Source organism: Pleomorphomonas carboxyditropha, assembly GCF_002770725.1.
Taxonomy (GTDB): Bacteria; Pseudomonadota; Alphaproteobacteria; order Rhizobiales; family Pleomorphomonadaceae; genus Pleomorphomonas; species Pleomorphomonas carboxyditropha.
Genome location: NZ_NQVN01000001.1, coordinates 565,301 through 584,933 on the forward strand (window position 1 = coordinate 565,301; position 19,633 = coordinate 584,933).

Here is a 19,633-nt window from a genome sequence, read left to right on the forward strand (position 1 = left end):
TCCGAACGGATATCCGGCGGCGGTTCACTTACAAACCCTATATCGCGGCGGATGCCCCCGGCCGGAGCCGAGGGCGATCTCCTTGCCGCCGCTTATACCGGCTTCAGCAGCACGTGCTTCTTCTTGCCGAGCGACAGCTTGATGACGCCGTCGTCGGTCAGGCTCCGAAGCGTCAGCGTTTCCTTGGGGTCGGTTACCGTGCGGTCGTTGATCTTGAGGCCGCCGCCCTGGGCGGAGCGGCGGGCATCGCCGTTGGAGGCGGCGAGGCCGGCCTGGACGAAGGCCGTCAGCACGCCGACGCCGGCCTCGAGGTCGGCCTTCGGCACCTCGATGGTGGGCAGGTCGTCGGTATGAACGCCTTCCTCGAAGGTGAGGCGCGCCGTCTCGGCCGCCGCTTCCGCCGCCTCGCGGCCATGGACGACGGCGGTCGCCTCGGTGGCCAGCACCTTCTTGGCCTCGTTGATCTCGGCGCCGCCGAGCGCGCCGAGCCGGGCGATTTCCGACAGGGGCAGGCGGGTGAAGATCTTCAGGAAGCGGACGACGTCGGCATCCTCGGTATTGCGGAAATACTGCCAGAAGTCATAGGGGCTGAACAGGTCGCCGTTGAGCCAGACGGCGCCGTTGGCGGTCTTGCCCATCTTCTGGCCCGACGCGGTGGTCAAGAGCGGCGTCGTCAGCGCGTAGAGCTGCGGGCCGTTCATGCGGTGGCTGAGGTCGACGCCGTTGACGATGTTGCCCCACTGGTCGGAGCCGCCCATCTGCAGAATGGTGCCGTAGCGGCGGTTGAGCTCGACGAAGTCGTAGCCCTGCATGATCATGTAGTTGAATTCGAGGAAAGACAGCGACTGCTCGCGGTCGAGGCGCAGCTTGACGCTGTCGAAGGACAGCATGCGATTGACCGAGAAGAAGCGGCCGACGTCGCGCAGGAACTCGACGTAGTTGAGCTTCAGCAGCCAGTCGGCGTTGTTGACCATGATGGCGTCGGTCGGGCCGTCGCCGTAGCGCAGGATGCGGGCGTAGACCTTCTTGATGCTCTCGATGTTGGCGGCGATCTGCTCGGGCGACAGCAGCTTGCGCTGGTCGTCGCGGAAGGAGGGATCGCCCACCATCGAGGTGCCGCCGCCCATCAGGCTGATCGGCCGGTGGCCGGTCTCCTGCAGCCAATGGAGCATGGTAACGGTGATGAGGTTGCCGATGTGGATGGATGTGGCCGTGGCGTCATAGCCCACATAGGCGGTGATCGGACCCTTCATGCACGCCGCGTCGAGACCTTCGGGGTCCGAGATCTGGTGGATGAAGCCACGCTCGTCGAGCGTGCGCAGGAAATCCGACTTGAAGCCGCTCATCTTTCTTACCTTTGGTTTGTCCGCGGACCGGAATTGACGTATCAGTCCGCTGGGCTTCCTATCAGGATCGAAACGGGATTTCACGGGGTATGAGGTCAAAAATGTCGGACGATTCGGCCACGTGGGCACTCGGCCTGATGAGCGGTACGTCGATGGACGGCGTCGACGCGGCGCTGATCCGCACCGACGGCGAGGGGATCGCCGCGTTCGGACCGACGCTGTTCCAGGCCTATGGCGACGAGGAACGGGCGGTTCTGAGGGCGGCGCTGAAGGATGCGCACGGCATGACCGCCCGCGAAGACCGCTTCGGCAGACTGGCCGAGGCGGAAACCGTCGTCACCGATGCGCACGCCCACGCGGTGGCGGTGCTGCTGATCGCCGCCGAGAAGAAGGGCATCCGGCCGGAGGTGATCGGCTTCCACGGCCAGACGGTGCATCACGCGCCCGACCGCGGCTTCACCGCCCAGATCGGCGATGCCGGCGTGCTGGCCGAGCGCTTCAACCTGCCGGTGGTCTACGACTTCCGCTCCGCCGACATCCGCCAGGGCGGCCAGGGGGCGCCGCTGGTGCCGGTCTATCATCGGGCGCTGGCCCGGAAGGCCGGGCTGACGCCGCCGGTCGCCTTCCTCAACATCGGCGGCGTCGCCAACGTGACGCTGATCGGCGAAGACGGCGCGCTGACCGCCTTCGACACCGGCCCCGGCAACGCGCTGATCGACGACCTGGTGTTCAACGCCACCGGCGCCCGCTTCGACGTCGACGGCGCGATCGCCGCGCAGGGGCGGGTGGACGCGAACGTGCTTGGCCAGCTGATGGATCACCCGCATTTCGAGACGCCGGCGCCCAAGTCGCTCGACCGCAACACCTTCCGCGCCGATGCCGCCGCCGGCCTGTCGTTTGCCGACCGCGTGGCGACGCTCACCGCCTTTACCGCCGAGGGCGTCGCCGCCGGCCTGCGCCTCGCCGGTGCGCCGGTCCGGACGGTGATCGTGTCGGGCGGCGGCGCCCGCAACCCGGTGATGGTGCGGATGATTGCCGAACGGAGCGGCGTCGAGGTGGTGCCGGCCGGCAACGTCGGCTTCGACGCCGACTTCGTCGAGGCGCAGGCCTTCGCCTATCTCGCCGCGCGCCGCCTGAAGGGCCTGCCGTCGACCTTCCCGACCACTACCGGCACGCCGGTGCCGGTGGTTTGCGGCGAGATCGCCTGATCTTCTGGAGCGATGCATGCTCGCCGAGGCCCTCCTGTTCGCCGTCGCCCGCCTGACCTCGCCGAGAAGTCGCGCCGCCGTCATCCGGGATGCCGTCGGGCTCTGGGCGCGCGCCCGCCGCTGCCGTGCCGCCTGGGCCGAGCACGAGGCGCGGACGCGGGCGGCGATCGACCGGGCGATCGACGGCGTCGCGGTTCGCCGCACGGCGGTGGTGCTCGGCTCGGGGCTGCTGCGCGACGTGCCGATCGACCGGCTCTCCAGCATGTTCGACAAGGTGGTGCTGGTCGACATCGTCCATCTGCCGACGGTGCGGCTGAAGGTATTGCTGCGCCGCTATCCCAACGTCAGCTTCATGACGCGGGATATTTCCGGCTATGACCGGCTGGCCGAGCAGTCGTGGATCAAGCTCGCCACCGGGCAGGACGACCTCGGCGTCCGCCTCGATCCCCTAGGCTTTCTCCGCAAGATCGATGAGCTCGATCTGGTGATCTCGGCCAACGTGCTGTCGCAGGTTGCCGTCGGCGCCCGGAAGCGCCTGGAAGAGAAAGACCGGAAGGCCAAGGACCGCAAGGCGCGCTTCATGCCGGAGGATACGGTGGCGCAACTGGTCGCCGGCCACCTCGACGGTCTGGCGCAACTGCCCTGCAAGACGGTGATCGTCACCGACGTTTCCTATGTCCGGCGCCGACGCGACGGCACCATCGTCGACACCGGCGATCTTTTATACGGCGTCACCCCGCCGTTTCCCTTCGACACCTGGGATTGGCCGGTGGCGCCGTTCGGCGAGGAGGCGGCGGACGAGGAGCGCGTTCACCGGGTGATCGCCGCCGAGGACGTGGCCGTCGACCTGTGACGGGCTATGGATTTGTTTCTATATATAATTCGTCGTCACGACCTGCGCGGGTGAACCATCTCGGAGCGGAAAAGACTCTCCTCAGAACCGCCCCTCGGTGGGCTCCACCCACCAGCCGGGGTGGTCGGCAGCGAGACGCGCGCCGGCCATTCTCGCATCTGCCTCATCGTCGAACAGGCCGAAGCAGGTGGCGCCCGACCCCGACATGCGGGCAAGCCGGACGCCCGGCAGATCGGCAAGCGCGGCGAGCACGTCTGCGATCGCCGGGGCGATGGCCTTGGCCGGCGGCTCGAGGTCGTTGCGCGTCCCGGCGGCGAGGAAGGCCGCGAGGTCCGTCCCCGTGCCGAAAGCGGGCAGGGCGGGAAGCGGCGGATTGTCGCGCCGCCCGAGCGCCCGGAAGACGGCGGGCGTCGATACGCCGACGCGCGGATTGACCAGCAGCAGGCCGAAGGCGAGCTTTCCGGCCGTCGGAGCGATGCGTTCGCCAACGCCGGCGACGCGGGCCGGCCGGCCGTCGAGGCACATGGGCACGTCGGCACCCAGCGACAGGGCCAGGGCAGTGATGGCCGGATCGTCAAGTGAGCGGCCGTACAGCCGGCAGAGGCCGCGCAGGGTGGCCGCCGCGTCGGCCGAACCGCCGCCGATGCCCGAGGCGACGGGCAGGCGCTTCACGAGGCCGATCGCCAGCGGGTCGGTTCGTCCATCCAGTTCGCGGAAACCGCGCAGGGCCCGCAGCACGAGATTGTCGCCATCGGCGCGGAGATCGCCAGCCATCGGCCCGTCGATGACGAAGCGGTCGGCGTCGCCCGGCGTCAAGGTCACCGTGTCGCCGATCCCGGCGAAGGCGACGAGCATGTCGAGGTCGTGATAGCCGTCGGGCCGCCGCCCGACGACATGCAGCGCGAGGTTGACCTTGGCGCGGGCCTCTTCGACGACCGGCATTTCCCGTCGATCCCGGCCGGTCAGGGCGTCGCCTGGGCCGGCTTGGTGTCGACGGTCTCGGCGGCGGCCTTGCCCGTGCCGTCTTCCGCGAGGCCGTGCTCGAGCTTGGCCTCGATCTTGGCGAGGTCTTCCGGTTCGGGCTTGCTGGCCTTGGCGTGGTTCCACTGGAAGCGCGCCTCGATGCGGCGGCCGACCTGCCAGTAGGCATCGCCGAGATGGTCGTTGATGGTCGGATCGGACGGCATCAGCGACACCGCCCGTTCGAGCTGGCTGACCGCCTCGTCATATTCGCCGAGCTTGTAGTGCGCCCAGCCGAGGCTGTCGACGATATAGCCGTCGGTCGGGGAAAGGCTGACCGCCTTCTCGATCAGGGCCATGCCGTCCTTGAGGTTCATGCCCTTGTCGATCCAGGAGTAGCCGAGGTAGTTGAGGACCAGCGGCTGGTCGGGCTTGAGTTCCAGCGCCTTCTTGAAGTCGGCTTCCGCCTCCGGCCAACGGTTGGTCCGCTCGTAGGTGATGCCGCGGTTGTAGAACACCTGCCAGTCCTCGGTCTGCGGCTGGCTGCCGATGGCCCGGATGGTCCGCGTATAGACGTCGGCCGCCTCGGCGAACATCTTGCGCGTCCTCAGGATGTTGCCGAGGCCGTTCAGCGCTTCCTTGTCCTTCGGGTCCTTGCGGATGACGCGCCTCAGCGTGGCCCGCGCCTCGTCCACCTTGTCGAGCGTGTTGTAGTCGAAGGCGATCATGATGTCGGCGTTGCGCCGGAGCGGCGAACGGGCGGAAACCTTGTCGAGAATGGCGATCGCGTCGTTGGGGCGGTTCAGGCGCTCGAAATTCTCGGCGAGCGTGATGCGGGTCATGTCGTCGTTTGGATCGAGCGCCAGCGCGAGCTGCAGGAAGATGACGCCGAAGTCGTTGGTATCCTCGCGCACCACGGCGGTGCCGAGGCCGGACAGGATCTCCGACGCCCCCTCGCTGACCGTGCGGACGCGGGCGGCCGGCCGGCTCTTGGCGTTGATGATGGCGGCCACCTCCTTGAGGAGCGGATGGCCGGGCGCCGAGGCCAGCGCCTTGTCGATGGTGGCCTTGGCGGCGCCATAGTCGCCGTTTCGGGCGAAGGTGCGGGTGGCCGCGTCGATCACCGACACCGGGCCGTCGTCGATGGCGAGCGCCGCCTTGAACTCCTCGGCGGCCACCTCGCCGCGGCCGGCAACCGAGGCGATGAGGCCGGCGTGGTAGTGGCGGAAAAACAGATACCATTTCTCGCCGTCGAGCTTGCCGAGGCGGGCGAGCGCGTCGTCGGTCTTGCCGGCGCCCTGTTCGGCCCAGGCCGACAGGATTTCGACGGCCAGGGTCAGGAGCGGCCCGGAGCGCGCATGCTGGAAAGAGGCGATCGCGTCGGTCCAGCGGCCGGCTTGGAAGTCGTCGAGGCCGATGGTCAGGGCGGCGATCGGGCTGTCGGCGTCGATGGCGCTCAGCCGCTCGGCGAAGGTGCGGACTTCCGTCAACTCGCCAGCGGCGATGTAGAGAGACAGGGCGCGTTCGAGCAGGAACTTGTCGTCGGGCGCGTCGAGCAGCGCCGACGCGAAATAGTCGGCCGAGGCGCGATAGTCGGCAATGCTGCCGGCCAGGCGGCCGGCGAGATAGTTGCCTTCGAGCGAGGAGGCGATGGGCAGCCCGGTGTCCGGCTGCGCCGCCACCGTGCCGCGCGCGCCGGCCGGTAGCGGACCGGCGAGGGTGAGGGTGGCCAGCGCCGCTCCGAGAAGGGGTCCCATGGCGAAGCGTCTGAAAGTCGGCCGGCGTAGCATCATGGGCGAACAATCCCGTCGTCGGTTCGTGGCGGCGCGCCACCATCGCGGCGTCCGAAACAGCCGGCCGCCGACTCCACTAAAAGGCAAAATGGCGGCAAAGGCGTGGCGCTTCAAGCGCGGTGTCGCCTCGCCGGCCAAGAAAGTCGCCGCCGTCCATTGCCATTGCATTCCAGCCGGCAAAGTTCGAAATGAAGCGTCGAACAAACCGAATGCCGGACGCCCCCTTTCATGAATATCGCCTTCCTGCTGGTTCTGCTGCTCGCTCTGGGCGCCTGGCTCATCCGCTGGCGCGGCGCCAGCCTGCGGAGCGACATCGACGCCATCGCCCGTAACTACGGTCTCTTGGCCGGGCTGGGAGTCGTCGCGGCGCTCGCGGTCACCGGTCGTCTTTCGCTCGCCGCCGTCGGCGTGGCCGTGCTGATCTGGCTGTATCGAGCGGGGCTGCTCAGGACGCAACGGCGCGGGCGGCGCGGCCAGCCGGTGCTGCGTTCGCCGATGGTCGAGGTGGTGGTCGAGGGCGACGCCGTCGGCGGACGGGTCGTCGCCGGCGCCTTCCGGGGCAGCGACCTCAATCGCCTCGGCGGGGCGGAGCTGTCCCGCCTCTACGCCGAGACGGCGCGTGACGGCCGCAGCCGCGCTACGCTAGAGATTTATCTCGACCGCCGAATGCCCGGATGGCGTGAGAACATGCAGGGTGAGGCCGCATCGCGGGGCCGTCGAGCGGCGAATGCGGGCGCCATGAGCGAGGAGGAGGCGTACGAGATCCTTGGGCTTCAAAAGGGCGCCGGAGAGGCCGACATCCGGGCCGCCCATCGCCGGCTGATAAAGCGGGTGCATCCCGACCAGGGCGGCTCCACTTTCCTGGCGGTACGTATCAACCAGGCCAAGGACCGGCTTCTGTCCAAACATGTCTAGCTCCCGTTACGCAAAAACAGTGGGTGCCGTTGACTGACTGTGCTTGTCGCGCCGGCTGAAAGGCGGAGACGTGCCTTACGGATCGGACGCGGGGCGCTCCGACCGCCGGAGGGGCGGTCAGAGCCTGATCGTGAAACAGGCGAAGTCGTTCTTCTTCAGGGCCGCGCAGGCGCGGTTGGCGGCCTTCTCGTTCTCGAAGCCGCCGAAGCGCGCCCGCACCACCGTCGAGCCGCCCTTGCTGAACGCCTCGGCGAAGGGACTGGCGGCGGCAAGCTGCGGGGCGGCCGATTTCGCCTTGTCGAGAAGGTCCATGGCGGCGGCCTTCGAGCCGACGGCGCCGATCTGGATGTACCAGCCGCTCCGCTGGCGGGTGGAGGCGGCGGCCGGCGCCTGAACGGCGTCGGTCATGACGTTGGCCGGCTCGGCGGACGCCACCTCGACGGTTTTGCCGGCGGCGCGGCGCGAGTGGACGTCGGCGCGGGCGACGAGGTCGGCCATCGGGTCGCTCTGGGGCGCCGGACCGATGTCGGCGAAGGCCTCGGCGGCGGAGGACGGCAGGTGCGCGTTGGCAAGGCTCGCCGGCAGGGTAGCCGTCGCGAGGCTGACCGGCTCGGGGGACGGGGCGGCGGCGGGAGCGACGACCGGCGCCGGCATGGCGGCGACTTCCGTGGTGTCCGGAGCGACCGGCGGCAGCGGCGCCGCCGGGGCGACCGAGGCGGTCACCAGGGCCGGATCGGGATCGGCGTTGCCGGCGTCGGCGGTCATCGGGCGCGGCAGCGGCGCCGGGTGCGGCGGCAGCGTCGAGGCAACGACGAGGCGGGCCGGCTCGGCCGGCGCCGCCGCGCTGGCGGCCGCCACCTTCGGCGCGTTCATGGCGTCGGCCACGAGCCGGTCGTCATAGCCGCGACCACGCGAAGCCTTGGGCAGGTAGGTGTTGACGAGCTGCACCATATGAGCGTCGCGCTGGGCGGCCGTCTTGCCGCCCATGACGACGGCCATGATCTTGCGGCCGTCACGCTTCACCGAGGTGACGATGTTGAAGCCGGACGCGTTGACGTAGCCGGTCTTGATGCCGTCGACGCCGTTGATGCGGCCGAGCAGGTTGTTGTGGCTGCCGATGGTCCGGCCGCGGAAATTGTAGGAGCGGATCGAGAACAGCGGATAATATTGCGGGAAGCGGGCCTGCAGCGCCACGCCGAGCTTCATCATGTCGCGCGCCGACGTGTACTGGCCGGGATCGGGCAGGCCGTTGGCGTTGCGGAAGCGGGTGTTGGTCATGCCGATGGCGCGGGCGGTGCGCGTCATGCGGTCGGCGAAGGCCGGCACGGAACCGGCGACATTTTCGGCGATGACGGCGGCGGCATCATTTGCCGAGCGGGTGATCAGGCCCTTGATGGCGTCCTCGACGGAAATCGTCTCGCCGGCGCGCAGGCCGAGCTTGGTCGGCGCCTGCCGCTGGGCGAGCGCGGAGACGCGCAGCGGCGTCGAGAACTTGAAGCGGCCCCGCTCCAGCTCCTCGAAGAGGACATAAAGCGTCATCATCTTGGTGAGGGAGGCGGGATAACGGCGGGCGTCGGAATTGGCCTCGTAGAGCACCTTGCCCGAGGCGGTATCGACGACGATTGCCGCGTATTTCGAAGGAACGACCTGGCTTGGGAATTCCTTGGCCGCGATGGCGACGGTGGAAACGCCCGTCGCGATGACGGCGACGGCGGCGGGAGCCGCCATGCGGTGCAGGACCTTGGAAACAAGACTACGCAAACTCGACAATGGACCGCCCTCTTAACGCCAACCCGGGGACTTCGTCCGTGCCGCTCGGCTGGAACGAAGCCCAATCGACCCGTTCTCCATCCCCTGAGCCCAACGGGCAACGGTCGCAAAATTAGCGGCAACGCGGTTACGGAAGCGTAAAGTTTGAATCGACTTTTCCGGATTCGTAGCGTCCCGAAACAGGACTCGGCATTTTTGGGGGAGTTCGAGGCGAGATCGGCCCGGGTCATGCGAAAAGCTGGGGGCTGCCAGCGATTCACCATATTGCATCATGGCTTGACCTAAGCGAAACTCCTTACCAGATACAGACAGACAGATCGTCGGGCCCGTCACAAGTGCGTGGAGTGTCGGGCCGGACTCCAGATTGGAATTGCGCCCCCGTTGTCCCTGATTCAATATGAGCCAATGATCGGCAAGATCGGGGCAAGCAATCGGAGGGAAAAGGTGGTTGAGGCGGTTCAGGCTGGCGTGACGGGAATGGCACCGGCAGATGTTTCCTGCGCCTTGCCGGACTGTCGTTCCGTGGCCGGCAGGTGGACCGACGGGAAGATGGAAGACGAGACGCGCCGTTCGGTCCTTTCGGCCGACGACGAGGACGGGGAGAGTGGGAACGGGTCTGACTCGGGAACCGGAGTAGCCTCCAAGGTCCTGACAAAGACCAAACGACCGAGCATGTATCGCGTTCTGATCCTGAACGACGACTACACGCCGATGGAATTCGTGGTGCACATCCTGGAGCGTTTCTTCAATAAGGGGCGTGAAGAGGCAACCCAGATCATGTTGCACGTCCACCATCATGGGGTGGGGGAATGTGGCGTCTATACCTATGAAGTCGCCGAGACCAAGGTGACACAGGTGATGGACTTCGCGCGCCGCCATCAGCATCCGCTTCAGTGCGTCATGGAAAAAAAGTGAGGGTCCATCGTGCCATCCTTCTCACGCAGTCTCGAAAAAGCCCTTCATCAGGCCCTCGCTTTCGCCAATGAACGCCGCCAGGAATACGCGACGCTCGAGCATCTTCTGCTGTCGCTGGTCGAGGACCCCGATGCCGCCGCCGTCATGCGCGCCTGCTCGGTCGATCTCGACGTCCTGAAGCGCAACCTCGTCGAATACATCGACACCGAGCTCGACAACCTCGTCACCGAGCTCGGCGAGGAGGCCAAGCCCACCGCCGGCTTCCAGCGCGTCATCCAGCGCGCGGTGATCCACGTGCAGTCGTCCGGCCGCGACGAGGTGACTGGCGCCAACGTGCTGGTGGCCATCTTCGCCGAGCGCGAGAGCCACGCCGCCTATTTCCTGCAAGAGCAGGACATGACGCGCTACGACGCGGTCAACTACATCAGCCACGGCATCGCCAAGCGGGCCGGCATGAGCGAGAGCCGGTCGGCGCGCGGCGTCGACGAGGAAGCGCCGTCGCAGGAGACGCCGCCGAGCGGCGGGCCGGCGGCCGAGAAGAAGAAGGCCGACGCGCTCGATGCCTATTGCGTCAACCTCAACGAGAAGGCGCTGAAGGGCAAGATCGATCCCCTGATCGGCCGGGCCGACGAGATCGCCCGCACCATCCAGGTGCTGTGCCGCCGCTCCAAGAACAACCCGCTCTACGTTGGTGATCCCGGCGTCGGCAAGACGGCGATCGCCGAGGGCCTTGCTCGCCGCATCGTCGACGGCGACGTGCCGGGGGTCCTGAAGGATTCGACCATCTTCGCGCTCGATATGGGCGCGCTGCTCGCCGGCACGCGCTATCGCGGCGACTTCGAGGAGCGGCTGAAGCAGGTGGTCAAGGAGATCGAGAACTATCCCGGCGCCATCATGTTCATCGACGAGATCCACACGGTGATCGGCGCCGGCGCCACCTCGGGCGGCGCGATGGATGCCTCGAACCTTCTGAAGCCGGCGCTGTCCAGCGGCACCGTCCGCTGCATCGGCTCGACCACCTACAAGGAATACCGCCAGTTCTTCGAGAAGGACCGGGCGCTGGTGCGCCGCTTCCAGAAGATCGACGTCAACGAGCCGACCGTCACCGACGCCATCGAAATCCTGAAGGGCCTCAAGCCCTATTTCGAGGAGTTCCACAAGGTCCGCTATACCCAGGACGCCATCAAGACGGCGGTGGAGCTCAGCGCCCGCTACATCAACGACCGCAAGCTGCCGGACAAGGCGATCGACGTCATCGACGAGACCGGCGCCAGCCAGATGCTGCTGCCGGAGGGCAAGCGCAAGAAGGTGATCGGCGTCAAGGAGATCGAGGCGACTATCGCCACCATGGCCCGCATCCCGCCGAAGTCGGTGTCCAAGGACGATGCCGAGGTGCTGGAAGGGCTGGAGACCAGCCTCAAGCGCGTCGTCTACGGCCAGGACAAGGCGATCGCGGCGCTGGCCTCGGCGATCAAGCTGGCGCGCGCCGGCCTCCGGGAGCCGGAGAAGCCGATCGGCAACTACCTGTTCTCCGGCCCGACCGGCGTCGGCAAGACCGAGGTGGCGCGTCAGCTCGCCTCGATCCTCGGCGTGCCCATCCTGCGCTTCGACATGTCGGAGTATATGGAGCGGCATACCGTCAGCCGGCTGATCGGCGCGCCTCCGGGCTACGTCGGCTTCGACCAGGGCGGCCTTTTGACCGACGGCGTCGACCAGCACCCGCATTGCGTGCTGCTGCTCGACGAGATCGAGAAGGCGCATCAGGATCTGTTCAACATCCTGCTGCAGGTGATGGACCACGGCAAGCTGACCGACCACAACGGCAAGCAGGTCGACTTCCGCAACGTCATCCTGATCATGACCACCAACGCCGGCGCCGCCGATCTCTCGCGCGAGCCGATCGGCTTCAACCGGGCCCGGCGCGAGGGCGACGACACCGAGGCGATCAACCGCATGTTCACGCCGGAGTTCCGCAACCGTCTCGACGCCATCATCCCGTTCGGCGCGCTGCCGCCGGAAGTGGTGCGGTCGGTGGTGCAGAAGTTCGTCATGCAGCTCGAGGCGCAGCTCGCCGACCGCAACGTCACCTTCGAGCTCGACGACGCGGCGATCGAATGGCTGGCCACCAAGGGCTACGACGAGCGCATGGGCGCCCGTCCGCTCGGCCGCGTCATTCAGGAGCACATCAAGCGGCCGCTGGCCGACGCGGTGCTGTTCGGCGTGCTGAAGAAGGGCGGCACCGTCAAGGTGTCGGTGGAGACCAACGAGGCGGGCGAGGTCGGCCTCAAGCTCGACTGCCTGCCCGACCCGGCGCTGAAGCGCAAGGTGGAGGAGGTCGACGCCAAGGTGGCCGACGCGCCGGTGCCGCCGAAGCCTCCACGCAAGCGCAGCCCCAAGCAAAGCGCCAAGGCGGAGTAAATCCAGGCGGCCGAAGGTCAATTATGTCGAGAGAGACGGCGCGATCCAAAAGGTCGCGCCGTTTTTCTATCGAGCGAAGAAAGCCGCGACGCCTTCCTTGAACACCTTGTCGCCGGTGGCTCGCATGTGATCCCGATTGGGAATGTCGAGCACCTCGGCGCCGGGGATCATGGCGGCGAGTTCGGCGGCCGAGCCGGCGACGGCGTCCCTGGTGCCGACGGCAACCAGCGTCGGAACGGCGATGCGGGCGGTTTCCGCCGGGTCGATGGGGCGGCCGTAGCCGCGAATGCAGGCGGCGAGCGCCGGCCGGTCGGACCGGGTCTGGTCGGCGAACTGGCGATAGCCGCGGCCGACCGGATCGGCGACGTCGTCGGGGGACGGGGCGAGCAGGGCGGCGGCGATCGGCTCGCGGTCGAGGCCGGTCTTCGCCATGGCGCCGCCGATGCCGCCGAGCACCAGTTTTTCCAGACGGTCGGAATGACGGACGGCGAAATCGACGAGGATGCGGGCGCCCATCGAATAGCCGATGGCCCGGACGCGTTCGAGGCCGAAGTGATCGAGCAGCGCCTCGACGTCGCCGGACATCTTGTCGAGGCGATAGTCCTCGGGCTCGTGGAGCTTGACCGAGCCGCCGTGACCCCGGTTGTCGAGGGCGATGGTCCGGTAGCCGGCCCGGACGAGCCAGTCGATCCAGCCGGTGTCCAGCCAGTTGACGCGGGCGCTGGAGGCGAAGCCGTGGACGAGCACCACCGGCTGGCCGCTGCCCTCATCGAGATAGGCGAAGTCGCCGTCGGCGGTCGAAAAGCCCGGCATGGGACGAACCTCCATCGCGCCGGCGGCGCCGTTCCGCAAAGTCCCGAGCTTTTGCCGCAAAGGGACTGTTCTTGTTGTCATCTTGCCGGTATGCTTCGGGAACTCACGGATTTCAACAAGGGTATCGTGCATGGCCGACACTTTCGTGCCTCATTTCGCCAACGACGCCGGGGTGACGACCATCCGGATTGGCGCGAAGGAATTCATGTGCATCGGCGCCAAGCCGCCCTTCGACCATCCGCACATCTTCCTGGAAATGGGAGATGACGTCGAGGTGGTCTGTTCCTATTGCTCGACCGTCTATCGCTACGATCCGTCGCTCAAGCCGACCGAATCGGAACCCAAGGACGCCGCGTGGCAGCCGAAAGCGGCCTGATCCACGCCAAGGATGGAGCTATGCCGGATCACTTACCGGTGGTGGTGGTTGGGGCCGGAATTGCCGGCCTCACGTTGTCCTTGTGTCTTGCGCGGGCCGGCGTGCGGGTCACGGTGATCGACAGGGCGCCCGAACTGAGGGAGGTCGGCGCCGGTCTGCAACTGTCGCCCAACGCCTCGTCGATCCTCTTTCACCTCGGGCTCGGTTCGGCGCTCGACGCCACGGGCGTGCGGCCGGAGGCGGTGACCATTCGCGACGGAGCGAGCGGCCGCCTCATTCTGCGCATGCCGCTCGGCGAGGCGATGGTCGAGCGCTACGGCGCGCCCTATATCGTCATCCACCGCGCCGATCTCCAGGGAACGCTGCTCGCCGCCGTCGAGCAGGAGCCGCGCGTCACCCTGCATCTCGGCGTCGACATCACGTCCATCGGCGAGGATGAAGGGGGCGTGGCGGTCGAAGGCCGCGAGGCGGGCGAGCCGGTGCGTTTTGCCGGCTGCGTGCTGGTGGGCGCCGACGGCGTCCGCTCCATGGTGCGCGAGACGGTGATCGGCGGCGGCCCGGCGGTCTACACCGGCCGCACCGCCTGGCGCGCCACTTTCGAGGCCGAGGGCTTCTTCGCCCAGTCCTTCCGGCACAACGAAACCGGCCTCTGGCTCGGCCGGCATGCCCATCTCGTCCACTACGCCATCGATGCGGGACGGGAGATCAACCTCGTCGCGGCCATCGACGACGCCTGGAACGACGATGGCTGGGACGTGCCGGGCGACCCGGCTCAAGTGCAGGCCGCCTTCGAGGACTGGCCGGAGCCGGTCAGGAAGCTGGTCGCCATGCCGGACAACTGGCGGAAGTGGGCGCTCTGCGAGGCGCCGCGCAACACGCCATGGACCAAGGGGCGGACCGTGCTGATCGGCGACGCCGTGCACGGCATGCCGCCCTTCGTCGCGCAGGGCGCGGCGATGGCCATCGAGGATGCGCGCGTGCTGGCCAACGTGCTGGCGGCCGGCTTCGGCGACGATATCGAGGAGCGGCTCGTCGAGTTCGCGGAGGGGCGCAAGGCACGCACCGACAAGGTGGCGGCCGCCGCGCGGCGCAACGGGTTCGTCTACCATCTCGGCGGAGCGCCGGCCAAGGCGCGAAACCTCGGCATGCGCCTGCTCGGCGCCGAGCGGCTCTTCAACAACATGGATTGGATTTACGGCTGGCGTCCGGTAGAAGGCTAGTCCTTTCCACGGATTCCCACCATGACGCCACCCGCCCAGGACCGTTTCGACCGGCGCCGCCTCGCCGGTCTCGCCGCCGCGATCGGAGCGATCTCGGCGGTCGGCACCTCGCTGTCGCTCGGCATGCCGCTTCTGGCCGTCATCCTCGAGCAGCGCGGCCATTCCAGTTCGACCATCGGTCTGGTGACGACGGCGGCCGGCGTCGCGGCGCTGCTCAGCACGCCTTTCGTGCCGGCGCTGACGCGGCGGTTCGGCGCCGCCTGGGTGCTGCTGCTGGCGGTGGTGCTCGGCACCGTCACCTTCCCGCTGTTCTACGTCTTCGATTCGATCGCCGTCTGGTTCGTGCTGCGCTTCGTCTTCTCGCTCTGTCTCAACACGGCCTTCATCGTCTCGGAATTCTGGATCAACGCGCTGGCGCCGGCTGAAAAGCGCGGCTTGGTGATGGGCGTCTACGCCACCATCCTGTCCGTCGGCTTCGCGGTGGGGCCGGCGATCCTCAGCCTGATCGGCTCGGAGGGCTGGCTGCCGTTTGCCGTCGGCACCGGACTGATGGCCGTGTCGATCCTGCCGATCGTCGCCGGCTTCCGGGCCGATCCGCCGATGCACGAGGGCAAGGGCGGCAACTTCCTGCATTTCCTCACCGTGGTGCCGCTCGCTACCTTCGCCGCCTTCACGGTGGGCGCCGTCGAATCGTCGGTGATGAGCTTCTCGCCGGTCTACGGTCTCCGCCTCGGCTACAGCGAGCAGATGGCGGCGCTCCTGGTGATGGCGGTGGCGATCGGCAACATCGTGGCGCAACTGCCGCTCGGCATGCTGTCCGACCGCATGGATCGGCGGCGCCTCCTGCTCTACATCGCCCTCGGCGGCATCGCCTCGGCCGCGCTGGTCGCGGCGGTCTCGTCGGTGATATCCCTGCTCATGCTGGCGATCGGGCTGTGGGGCGGGCTGGTGGCCGGCCTTTACGCGGTGGGATTGACCCATCTCGGCGCGCGTCTTACCGGCAGCGATCTCGCCTCGGCCAACGCGGCGTTCATTTTCATGTACTCGGTCGGCATGCTGGTGGGGCCGGCCGCGACCGGCGTCGGCATGGACGCGCTGGGACCGCAGGGCTTGGTCGTCGTGCCGGTGCTGATCCTTGCCGGCTATGCCGTTTTCGCCTTCGGTCGCATCCGCCGGGTACCCGAGCCAAATGCCGACGGACGGCCAAGCTCGTCTTGACTTTCGGGCGCTTTCGACTAGGGTGCCCGCCGAACGAACGACGCTTCCCGCGTGGGGCGTCCAGCCGCTTTGGCTGTCACCGTCAACAAGCACAAGGAATCGGATGCCATGGCCAAGGCAACGACCATCAAGATCCGGCTCGTCTCGACCGCCGACACCGGGTACTTCTACGTCACCAAGAAGAACTCGCGCACGATGACCGAGAAGATGACCAAGACCAAGTACGATCCGGTCGCGCGCAAGCACGTCGAGTTCAAGGAATCCAAGATCAAGTGATCCGGCCCTGGCCGGCCGCGCCGAGGGCGCCCGGCCCGGACGAGATCGATGAAAAAGGCACCCGCTCCGGGTGCCTTTTTGCTTTTGGGGCCGGCGGCGTCCGCCGCGTCACTTGCCGGGCTTCTCGCCGGCCGCCGGCGCGTCACTGTTTTCCTGCCCGGCCTTTCGGCTATCGTCCTCCGCCTTGGGAGCGGCCTCAGAGGCCGGCTTGTCGTCGGCCGGCGCCGCAGCGGCCGGCGACTCGGCGCACGGGGTCTCCGGCAACAGCTCGAAGTGGGCGATTTTGCCGTTGAGGACGAAGTCGCCGTAGTCGAGACGCATCCTGGAGGAGACGCCGTTCTCCCAGAGGTCGAAGGAGATGGAGTAGTCCGGCGGCTGGTCGCTGCCGGCATCGGCGCCGAAGTAGGAGACGGTGACCGGCCAACGCCGCATGTCGCCGATCGGCTTCTCGCTCTCGTCGGGCGGCGTGGCGCGAGGAGAGCCGATCACCGTCGAGGTGTGGAACACGTGCTGGCCGCCGTCCGAGCCGTCGTAGACATCGTCGGAAAAGACGGTGGCGCCCTTCTCGGCGGCCTCGATGGTCTTGATGAGCTGGGCGGTCGGGAACATCACCGGCTTGTCGATGGTGAACTCGGTATTCTCGGTGAGCTTCAGCTTGACGTTGACCTTGTCGCCTTCGCGGACGGCCGTGCCGTTGACGTCCTGGGTCTGCACGTCGTTGACGAAGGTCTGGGATTTGAAATCGAAGCTCCGGCTGTCGCCACTCTCGAAATTCTTGTTGCGGAGGTCGGTGACCGCCGAGTTGCCCTCGCCGTCGCCGGTTTCCAGCACGAAGCGAAAGCTGACGGTGTAGCCCTCGCAGGCGTTGCCGGTGAATTCGTAGACCATGCGTCCCTTCATGTTGACGCTGAGGTCGCTCATCTGGGGATTGCTCTCGAGGAACAGATCATAGGCGACGCGATGCGGTGCCAGGCCGCCGGCAAACGTCGGCTCGATCAGCGCCGAAAAGGCCCAGGCGATCGCCGCCGATCGGAAAAGCGCATTCTTCATGAGGTCCCCGGCGTGTCTGCAAATGGATTCGTTGAGTATGCGGATGAATGGACACAGGATAGCACGTATAGTCGCGTAAACATCAACCGATCGTATAGCGGGCAGGGCGTGCCTCCAGCCGGCCGGGTTGCCCTCGCCGGCGGGATGGGCGCGGTCGGTGGAGCCGACAGTATCTCCCGGCAAGGCCGGCCGGCGTTGGCGGACGCCGACCAAGTCTATTTCTGCATGGCACCCTTGCAAGGGCGCATAACCGGGCAATACGCTAGAAATTACGTACGTATATAGACATAGAATTAAAGATTGACGGGTAGCGGTTGGCCAAGTTCAACAGTTGGAATCCCGTCATGAACCGCCTGTCCGTGAGTTTGATCCTCAAGTTGGTCATTGGGGTGCTGGTCTCCGCCTCGCTCGTGCAGCTATCGCTTGGCGCATGGAGTTCCTGGCGACATGCGATCGCGAGCGTCAGAATCGAGGCGGTCGCACAGGCGACCTCGTCGATGTTCGACGCGTTGCACAATCTGCGCGTCGACCGGGCCAATACGGTTCGCGGACTTGCGGCCGACGACGCCGCCGGCTTTGCCGAGCAGGCCGACAAGGCCCGCGCCGTTGAGATGCCGGCGATCGAGCAGGCGGTCTCCATCCTGCAAGCGTCCGGCCTGCCGGAGAGCGGCCAACTGGCCGTCCGGCTTCAGGCGGCACACGACCGGCTCAAATCGTTGCAGGAGCAGAGTCTTGCGGCATTCGGGCGGGCCAGGGCCGATCGGCCGGGGGACCTGGCCGGCCAATATACCGCTGCGTCCACCGCGATGATCGATCTCCTGAACGAAACCTCGTCCAGGATCGCCCAGAGCGTCCGCCTGCAGGATGGCTTCACCGATCGTCTGCTCGACATCAAGGCCCTTGCCTGGACCATGAGGAGCGCCGCCGGCGACGCGTCCACGGTGACGGCCGACGCCCTCGGTCCGGCCGGCCCTTCGGCAAATGCGCTTGAAAGCTACCTCACCAACATGGCAAGCGCCCGCGTGACCTGGCAGGCCATCAAGGAAATGAGCGCCGGGGTCGCGTTGCCGCCGGCGTTCGCCGAGGCGGTTGCCGCCGCCGATCGCGACTATTTCCTGTCGGGCAGCGTCGAGCGGCAGACCGACCTGCTCAAGACGGCCATTGCCGGCGGCAAGGCCGACATGGATACGCTGAGCTGGAGCACCTACAACGCACCGCGGCTGACCAAGCTCCTCGAGGTGGCGAACGCGGCATTGACCATTGCCCGGACCAACGCGGTGGCGGCGCGACAGTCGGCGGAGAGAGACTTCTGGCTGCAGACCGCACTCCTCGTCGGCGCCGTTCTGGTGGCGGCCGGCACGATCCTGTTCGTGCAGCGGCGGGTGCTGAAGCCGCTGGAGGTCATTCGCGACCGCATGATGATCCTGGCGCGGGGAGATTTTTCGGTGGACGTGCCCTACCAGACGCGGGGCGACGAGATCGGCGCGCTCGGCAAGGCCATGGCGGTGTTCCGCGACAACATGCAGGAGACCGAGCGGCTGCGCGCCGAACGCGTCGATAACGAGCGCCTCGAAGCCGAGCGCCGGCGCGCGGCGATGAACGAGCTGGCCGATCGGTTCGACCGGGCGGTCGGCGGCATCGTCGAGGTGGTCGCGTCGGCGGCGACCGAGCTTCAGGCCTCCGCCAGGTCGCTCTCGGTGACCGCCGAGGAAACCCAGACGCAGTCGTCGTCGGTGGCCGCCGCCTCCGAACAAGCCTCCGCCAACGTGGCTTCGGTGGCCTCGGCGACCGAGGAGATGTCTTCGTCGGTCGCCGAGATCGCCCGGCAGGTGGCGAAATCGTCCGAGATCGCCTCAAAGGCCGTGGTCGAGGCCGATCATACCAACGAGCGTGTCAGGGGGCTGGCGACCGCCGCGGAGAAAATCGGCGCCGTCGTCGATCTCATCAACAACATCGCCTCGCAGACCAACCTCCTGGCCCTCAATGCGACGATCGAGGCGGCACGGGCCGGCGAGGCCGGCAAGGGCTTTGCCGTCGTCGCCGCCGAGGTCAAGCAGCTTGCCGACCAGACCGCCAGGGCCACCGCCGAAATCGGCACCCAGATCGGCAACATCCAGAACGCCACCGGCGATGCCGCCGCCGCCATCCAGGCCATCGGCGGCACGATCGAGAGCATGAACGACATCGCCTCGTCCATCGCCGAGGCGGTCGACGGTCAGAGCGAGGCGACGAGGGAGATCGCCCGCAACGTCCAGGAGGCATCGGTCGGGTCCGCCCAGGTGTCCGAAGCGATCGTGAGCGTGACCACCGCGGCGGGAGAGTCGAGCGCGGCGTCCTCGCAGGTGCTGTCGGCGGCGGCGGAACTCAGCCAGCAGGCGGAAATGCTGCGGCGGGAAGTGGGGAATTTCCTCGTCACCGTTCGCGCCGCCTGATTTCCCGGGCGGCCGTCCCGGAGAGGACGGACATGGGGTCCGGTTGCCGGTAATCCCCCAGGCCCAGCCT

17 protein-coding genes are annotated in these 19,633 nt (G+C 67.4%); 11 read left to right on the forward strand and 6 right to left on the reverse strand.

Annotation, left to right across the window (positions count from 1 at the left end):
* Positions 1–92 precede the first annotated feature (92 nt).
* Positions 93–1,346 carry a tyrosine--tRNA ligase gene (tyrS, locus tag CJ014_RS02620; RefSeq protein WP_100078942.1) on the reverse strand — a complete coding sequence of 418 codons (1,254 nt, stop codon included), beginning with the start codon at positions 1,344–1,346 and terminating at the stop codon, positions 93–95.
* A gap of 101 nt (positions 1,347–1,447) precedes the next feature.
* On the opposite strand from tyrS, the gene CJ014_RS02625 reads away from it, so the two are divergent.
* Together CJ014_RS02625 and CJ014_RS02630 are read left to right on the forward strand one after the other, a co-directional pair.
* The gene (locus CJ014_RS02625) at positions 1,448–2,554 is read left to right on the forward strand and encodes an anhydro-N-acetylmuramic acid kinase (protein ID WP_100078943.1); all 1,107 of its coding nucleotides are present in this window, start codon (positions 1,448–1,450) and stop codon (positions 2,552–2,554) included.
* Positions 2,555–2,570: 16 nt separating this feature from the next.
* Positions 2,571–3,407, forward strand: coding sequence for a hypothetical protein (locus tag CJ014_RS02630; protein ID WP_100078944.1), 837 nt, complete (start codon positions 2,571–2,573; stop codon positions 3,405–3,407).
* A gap of 81 nt (positions 3,408–3,488) precedes the next feature.
* Here the strand turns inward: CJ014_RS02630 and CJ014_RS02635 are convergent, their stop codons facing one another.
* The gene (locus CJ014_RS02635) at positions 3,489–4,349 is read right to left on the reverse strand and encodes a 4-(cytidine 5'-diphospho)-2-C-methyl-D-erythritol kinase (RefSeq protein WP_100078945.1); all 861 of its coding nucleotides are present in this window, start codon (positions 4,347–4,349) and stop codon (positions 3,489–3,491) included.
* Between the two features lie 20 nt (positions 4,350–4,369).
* Positions 4,370–6,124 (reverse strand): tetratricopeptide repeat protein, encoded by a 1,755-nt coding sequence (locus CJ014_RS02640; RefSeq protein WP_165790720.1) that lies wholly within the window; start codon positions 6,122–6,124, stop codon positions 4,370–4,372.
* Between CJ014_RS02640 and CJ014_RS27740 the strand changes: the two genes are divergently transcribed.
* Together CJ014_RS27740 and CJ014_RS27330 are read left to right on the forward strand one after the other, a co-directional pair.
* Positions 6,123–6,392: a hypothetical protein gene (locus tag CJ014_RS27740; RefSeq protein ID WP_165790721.1), complete on the forward strand. Its 270-nt coding sequence runs from the start codon at positions 6,123–6,125 to the stop codon at positions 6,390–6,392. The two genes, CJ014_RS02640 and CJ014_RS27740, sit on opposite strands and share 2 nt — an antisense overlap.
* The gene (locus tag CJ014_RS27330; protein WP_118847907.1) at positions 6,389–7,075 is read left to right on the forward strand and encodes a DnaJ domain-containing protein; all 687 of its coding nucleotides are present in this window, start codon (positions 6,389–6,391) and stop codon (positions 7,073–7,075) included. Before CJ014_RS27740 ends, CJ014_RS27330 begins: the two co-directional genes overlap by 4 nt.
* A gap of 117 nt (positions 7,076–7,192) precedes the next feature.
* Here the strand turns inward: CJ014_RS27330 and CJ014_RS02650 are convergent, their stop codons facing one another.
* Positions 7,193–8,803 carry a D-alanyl-D-alanine carboxypeptidase gene (locus tag CJ014_RS02650; protein WP_100078948.1) on the reverse strand — a complete coding sequence of 537 codons (1,611 nt, stop codon included), beginning with the start codon at positions 8,801–8,803 and terminating at the stop codon, positions 7,193–7,195.
* A 591-nt stretch (positions 8,804–9,394) separates the two neighbouring features.
* On the opposite strand from CJ014_RS02650, the gene clpS reads away from it, so the two are divergent.
* Positions 9,395–9,760 (forward strand): ATP-dependent Clp protease adapter ClpS, encoded by a 366-nt coding sequence (clpS, locus tag CJ014_RS02655; RefSeq protein WP_100079327.1) that lies wholly within the window; start codon positions 9,395–9,397, stop codon positions 9,758–9,760.
* A gap of 9 nt (positions 9,761–9,769) precedes the next feature.
* Positions 9,770–12,178, forward strand: a complete 2,409-nt coding sequence (gene clpA / locus CJ014_RS02660; RefSeq protein WP_207765651.1) for an ATP-dependent Clp protease ATP-binding subunit ClpA — start codon at positions 9,770–9,772, stop codon at positions 12,176–12,178.
* Between the two features lie 66 nt (positions 12,179–12,244).
* Here the strand turns inward: clpA and CJ014_RS02665 are convergent, their stop codons facing one another.
* Positions 12,245–12,991 carry an alpha/beta fold hydrolase gene (locus CJ014_RS02665; protein ID WP_100078949.1) on the reverse strand — a complete coding sequence of 249 codons (747 nt, stop codon included), beginning with the start codon at positions 12,989–12,991 and terminating at the stop codon, positions 12,245–12,247.
* 130 nt (positions 12,992–13,121) lie between these two features.
* Here CJ014_RS02665 and CJ014_RS02670 point away from each other — a divergent pair, with 130 nt between their 5' ends.
* The 4 genes from CJ014_RS02670 to rpmG all read left to right on the forward strand — a co-directional run bounded on the left by CJ014_RS02670 (position 13,122) and on the right by rpmG (position 16,081).
* On the forward strand, positions 13,122–13,367 hold the full coding sequence (locus CJ014_RS02670; protein ID WP_100078950.1) for a zinc-finger domain-containing protein: 246 nt from the start codon (positions 13,122–13,124) through the stop codon (positions 13,365–13,367).
* 20 nt (positions 13,368–13,387) lie between these two features.
* Positions 13,388–14,587 carry an FAD-dependent oxidoreductase gene (locus CJ014_RS02675; RefSeq protein WP_100078951.1) on the forward strand — a complete coding sequence of 400 codons (1,200 nt, stop codon included), beginning with the start codon at positions 13,388–13,390 and terminating at the stop codon, positions 14,585–14,587.
* Between the two features lie 21 nt (positions 14,588–14,608).
* On the forward strand, positions 14,609–15,805 hold the full coding sequence (locus tag CJ014_RS02680; RefSeq protein WP_100078952.1) for an MFS transporter: 1,197 nt from the start codon (positions 14,609–14,611) through the stop codon (positions 15,803–15,805).
* A gap of 108 nt (positions 15,806–15,913) precedes the next feature.
* Positions 15,914–16,081: a 50S ribosomal protein L33 gene (gene rpmG, locus CJ014_RS02685; RefSeq protein ID WP_026782960.1), complete on the forward strand. Its 168-nt coding sequence runs from the start codon at positions 15,914–15,916 to the stop codon at positions 16,079–16,081.
* Between the two features lie 108 nt (positions 16,082–16,189).
* Here the strand turns inward: rpmG and CJ014_RS02690 are convergent, their stop codons facing one another.
* Positions 16,190–17,131, reverse strand: coding sequence for a cell envelope integrity EipB family protein (locus CJ014_RS02690; RefSeq protein WP_100078953.1), 942 nt, complete (start codon positions 17,129–17,131; stop codon positions 16,190–16,192).
* A 344-nt stretch (positions 17,132–17,475) separates the two neighbouring features.
* Here CJ014_RS02690 and CJ014_RS02695 point away from each other — a divergent pair, with 344 nt between their 5' ends.
* On the forward strand, positions 17,476–19,563 hold the full coding sequence (locus tag CJ014_RS02695) for a methyl-accepting chemotaxis protein (RefSeq protein WP_100078954.1): 2,088 nt from the start codon (positions 17,476–17,478) through the stop codon (positions 19,561–19,563).
* The last annotated feature ends 70 nt before the right edge of the window (positions 19,564–19,633 follow it).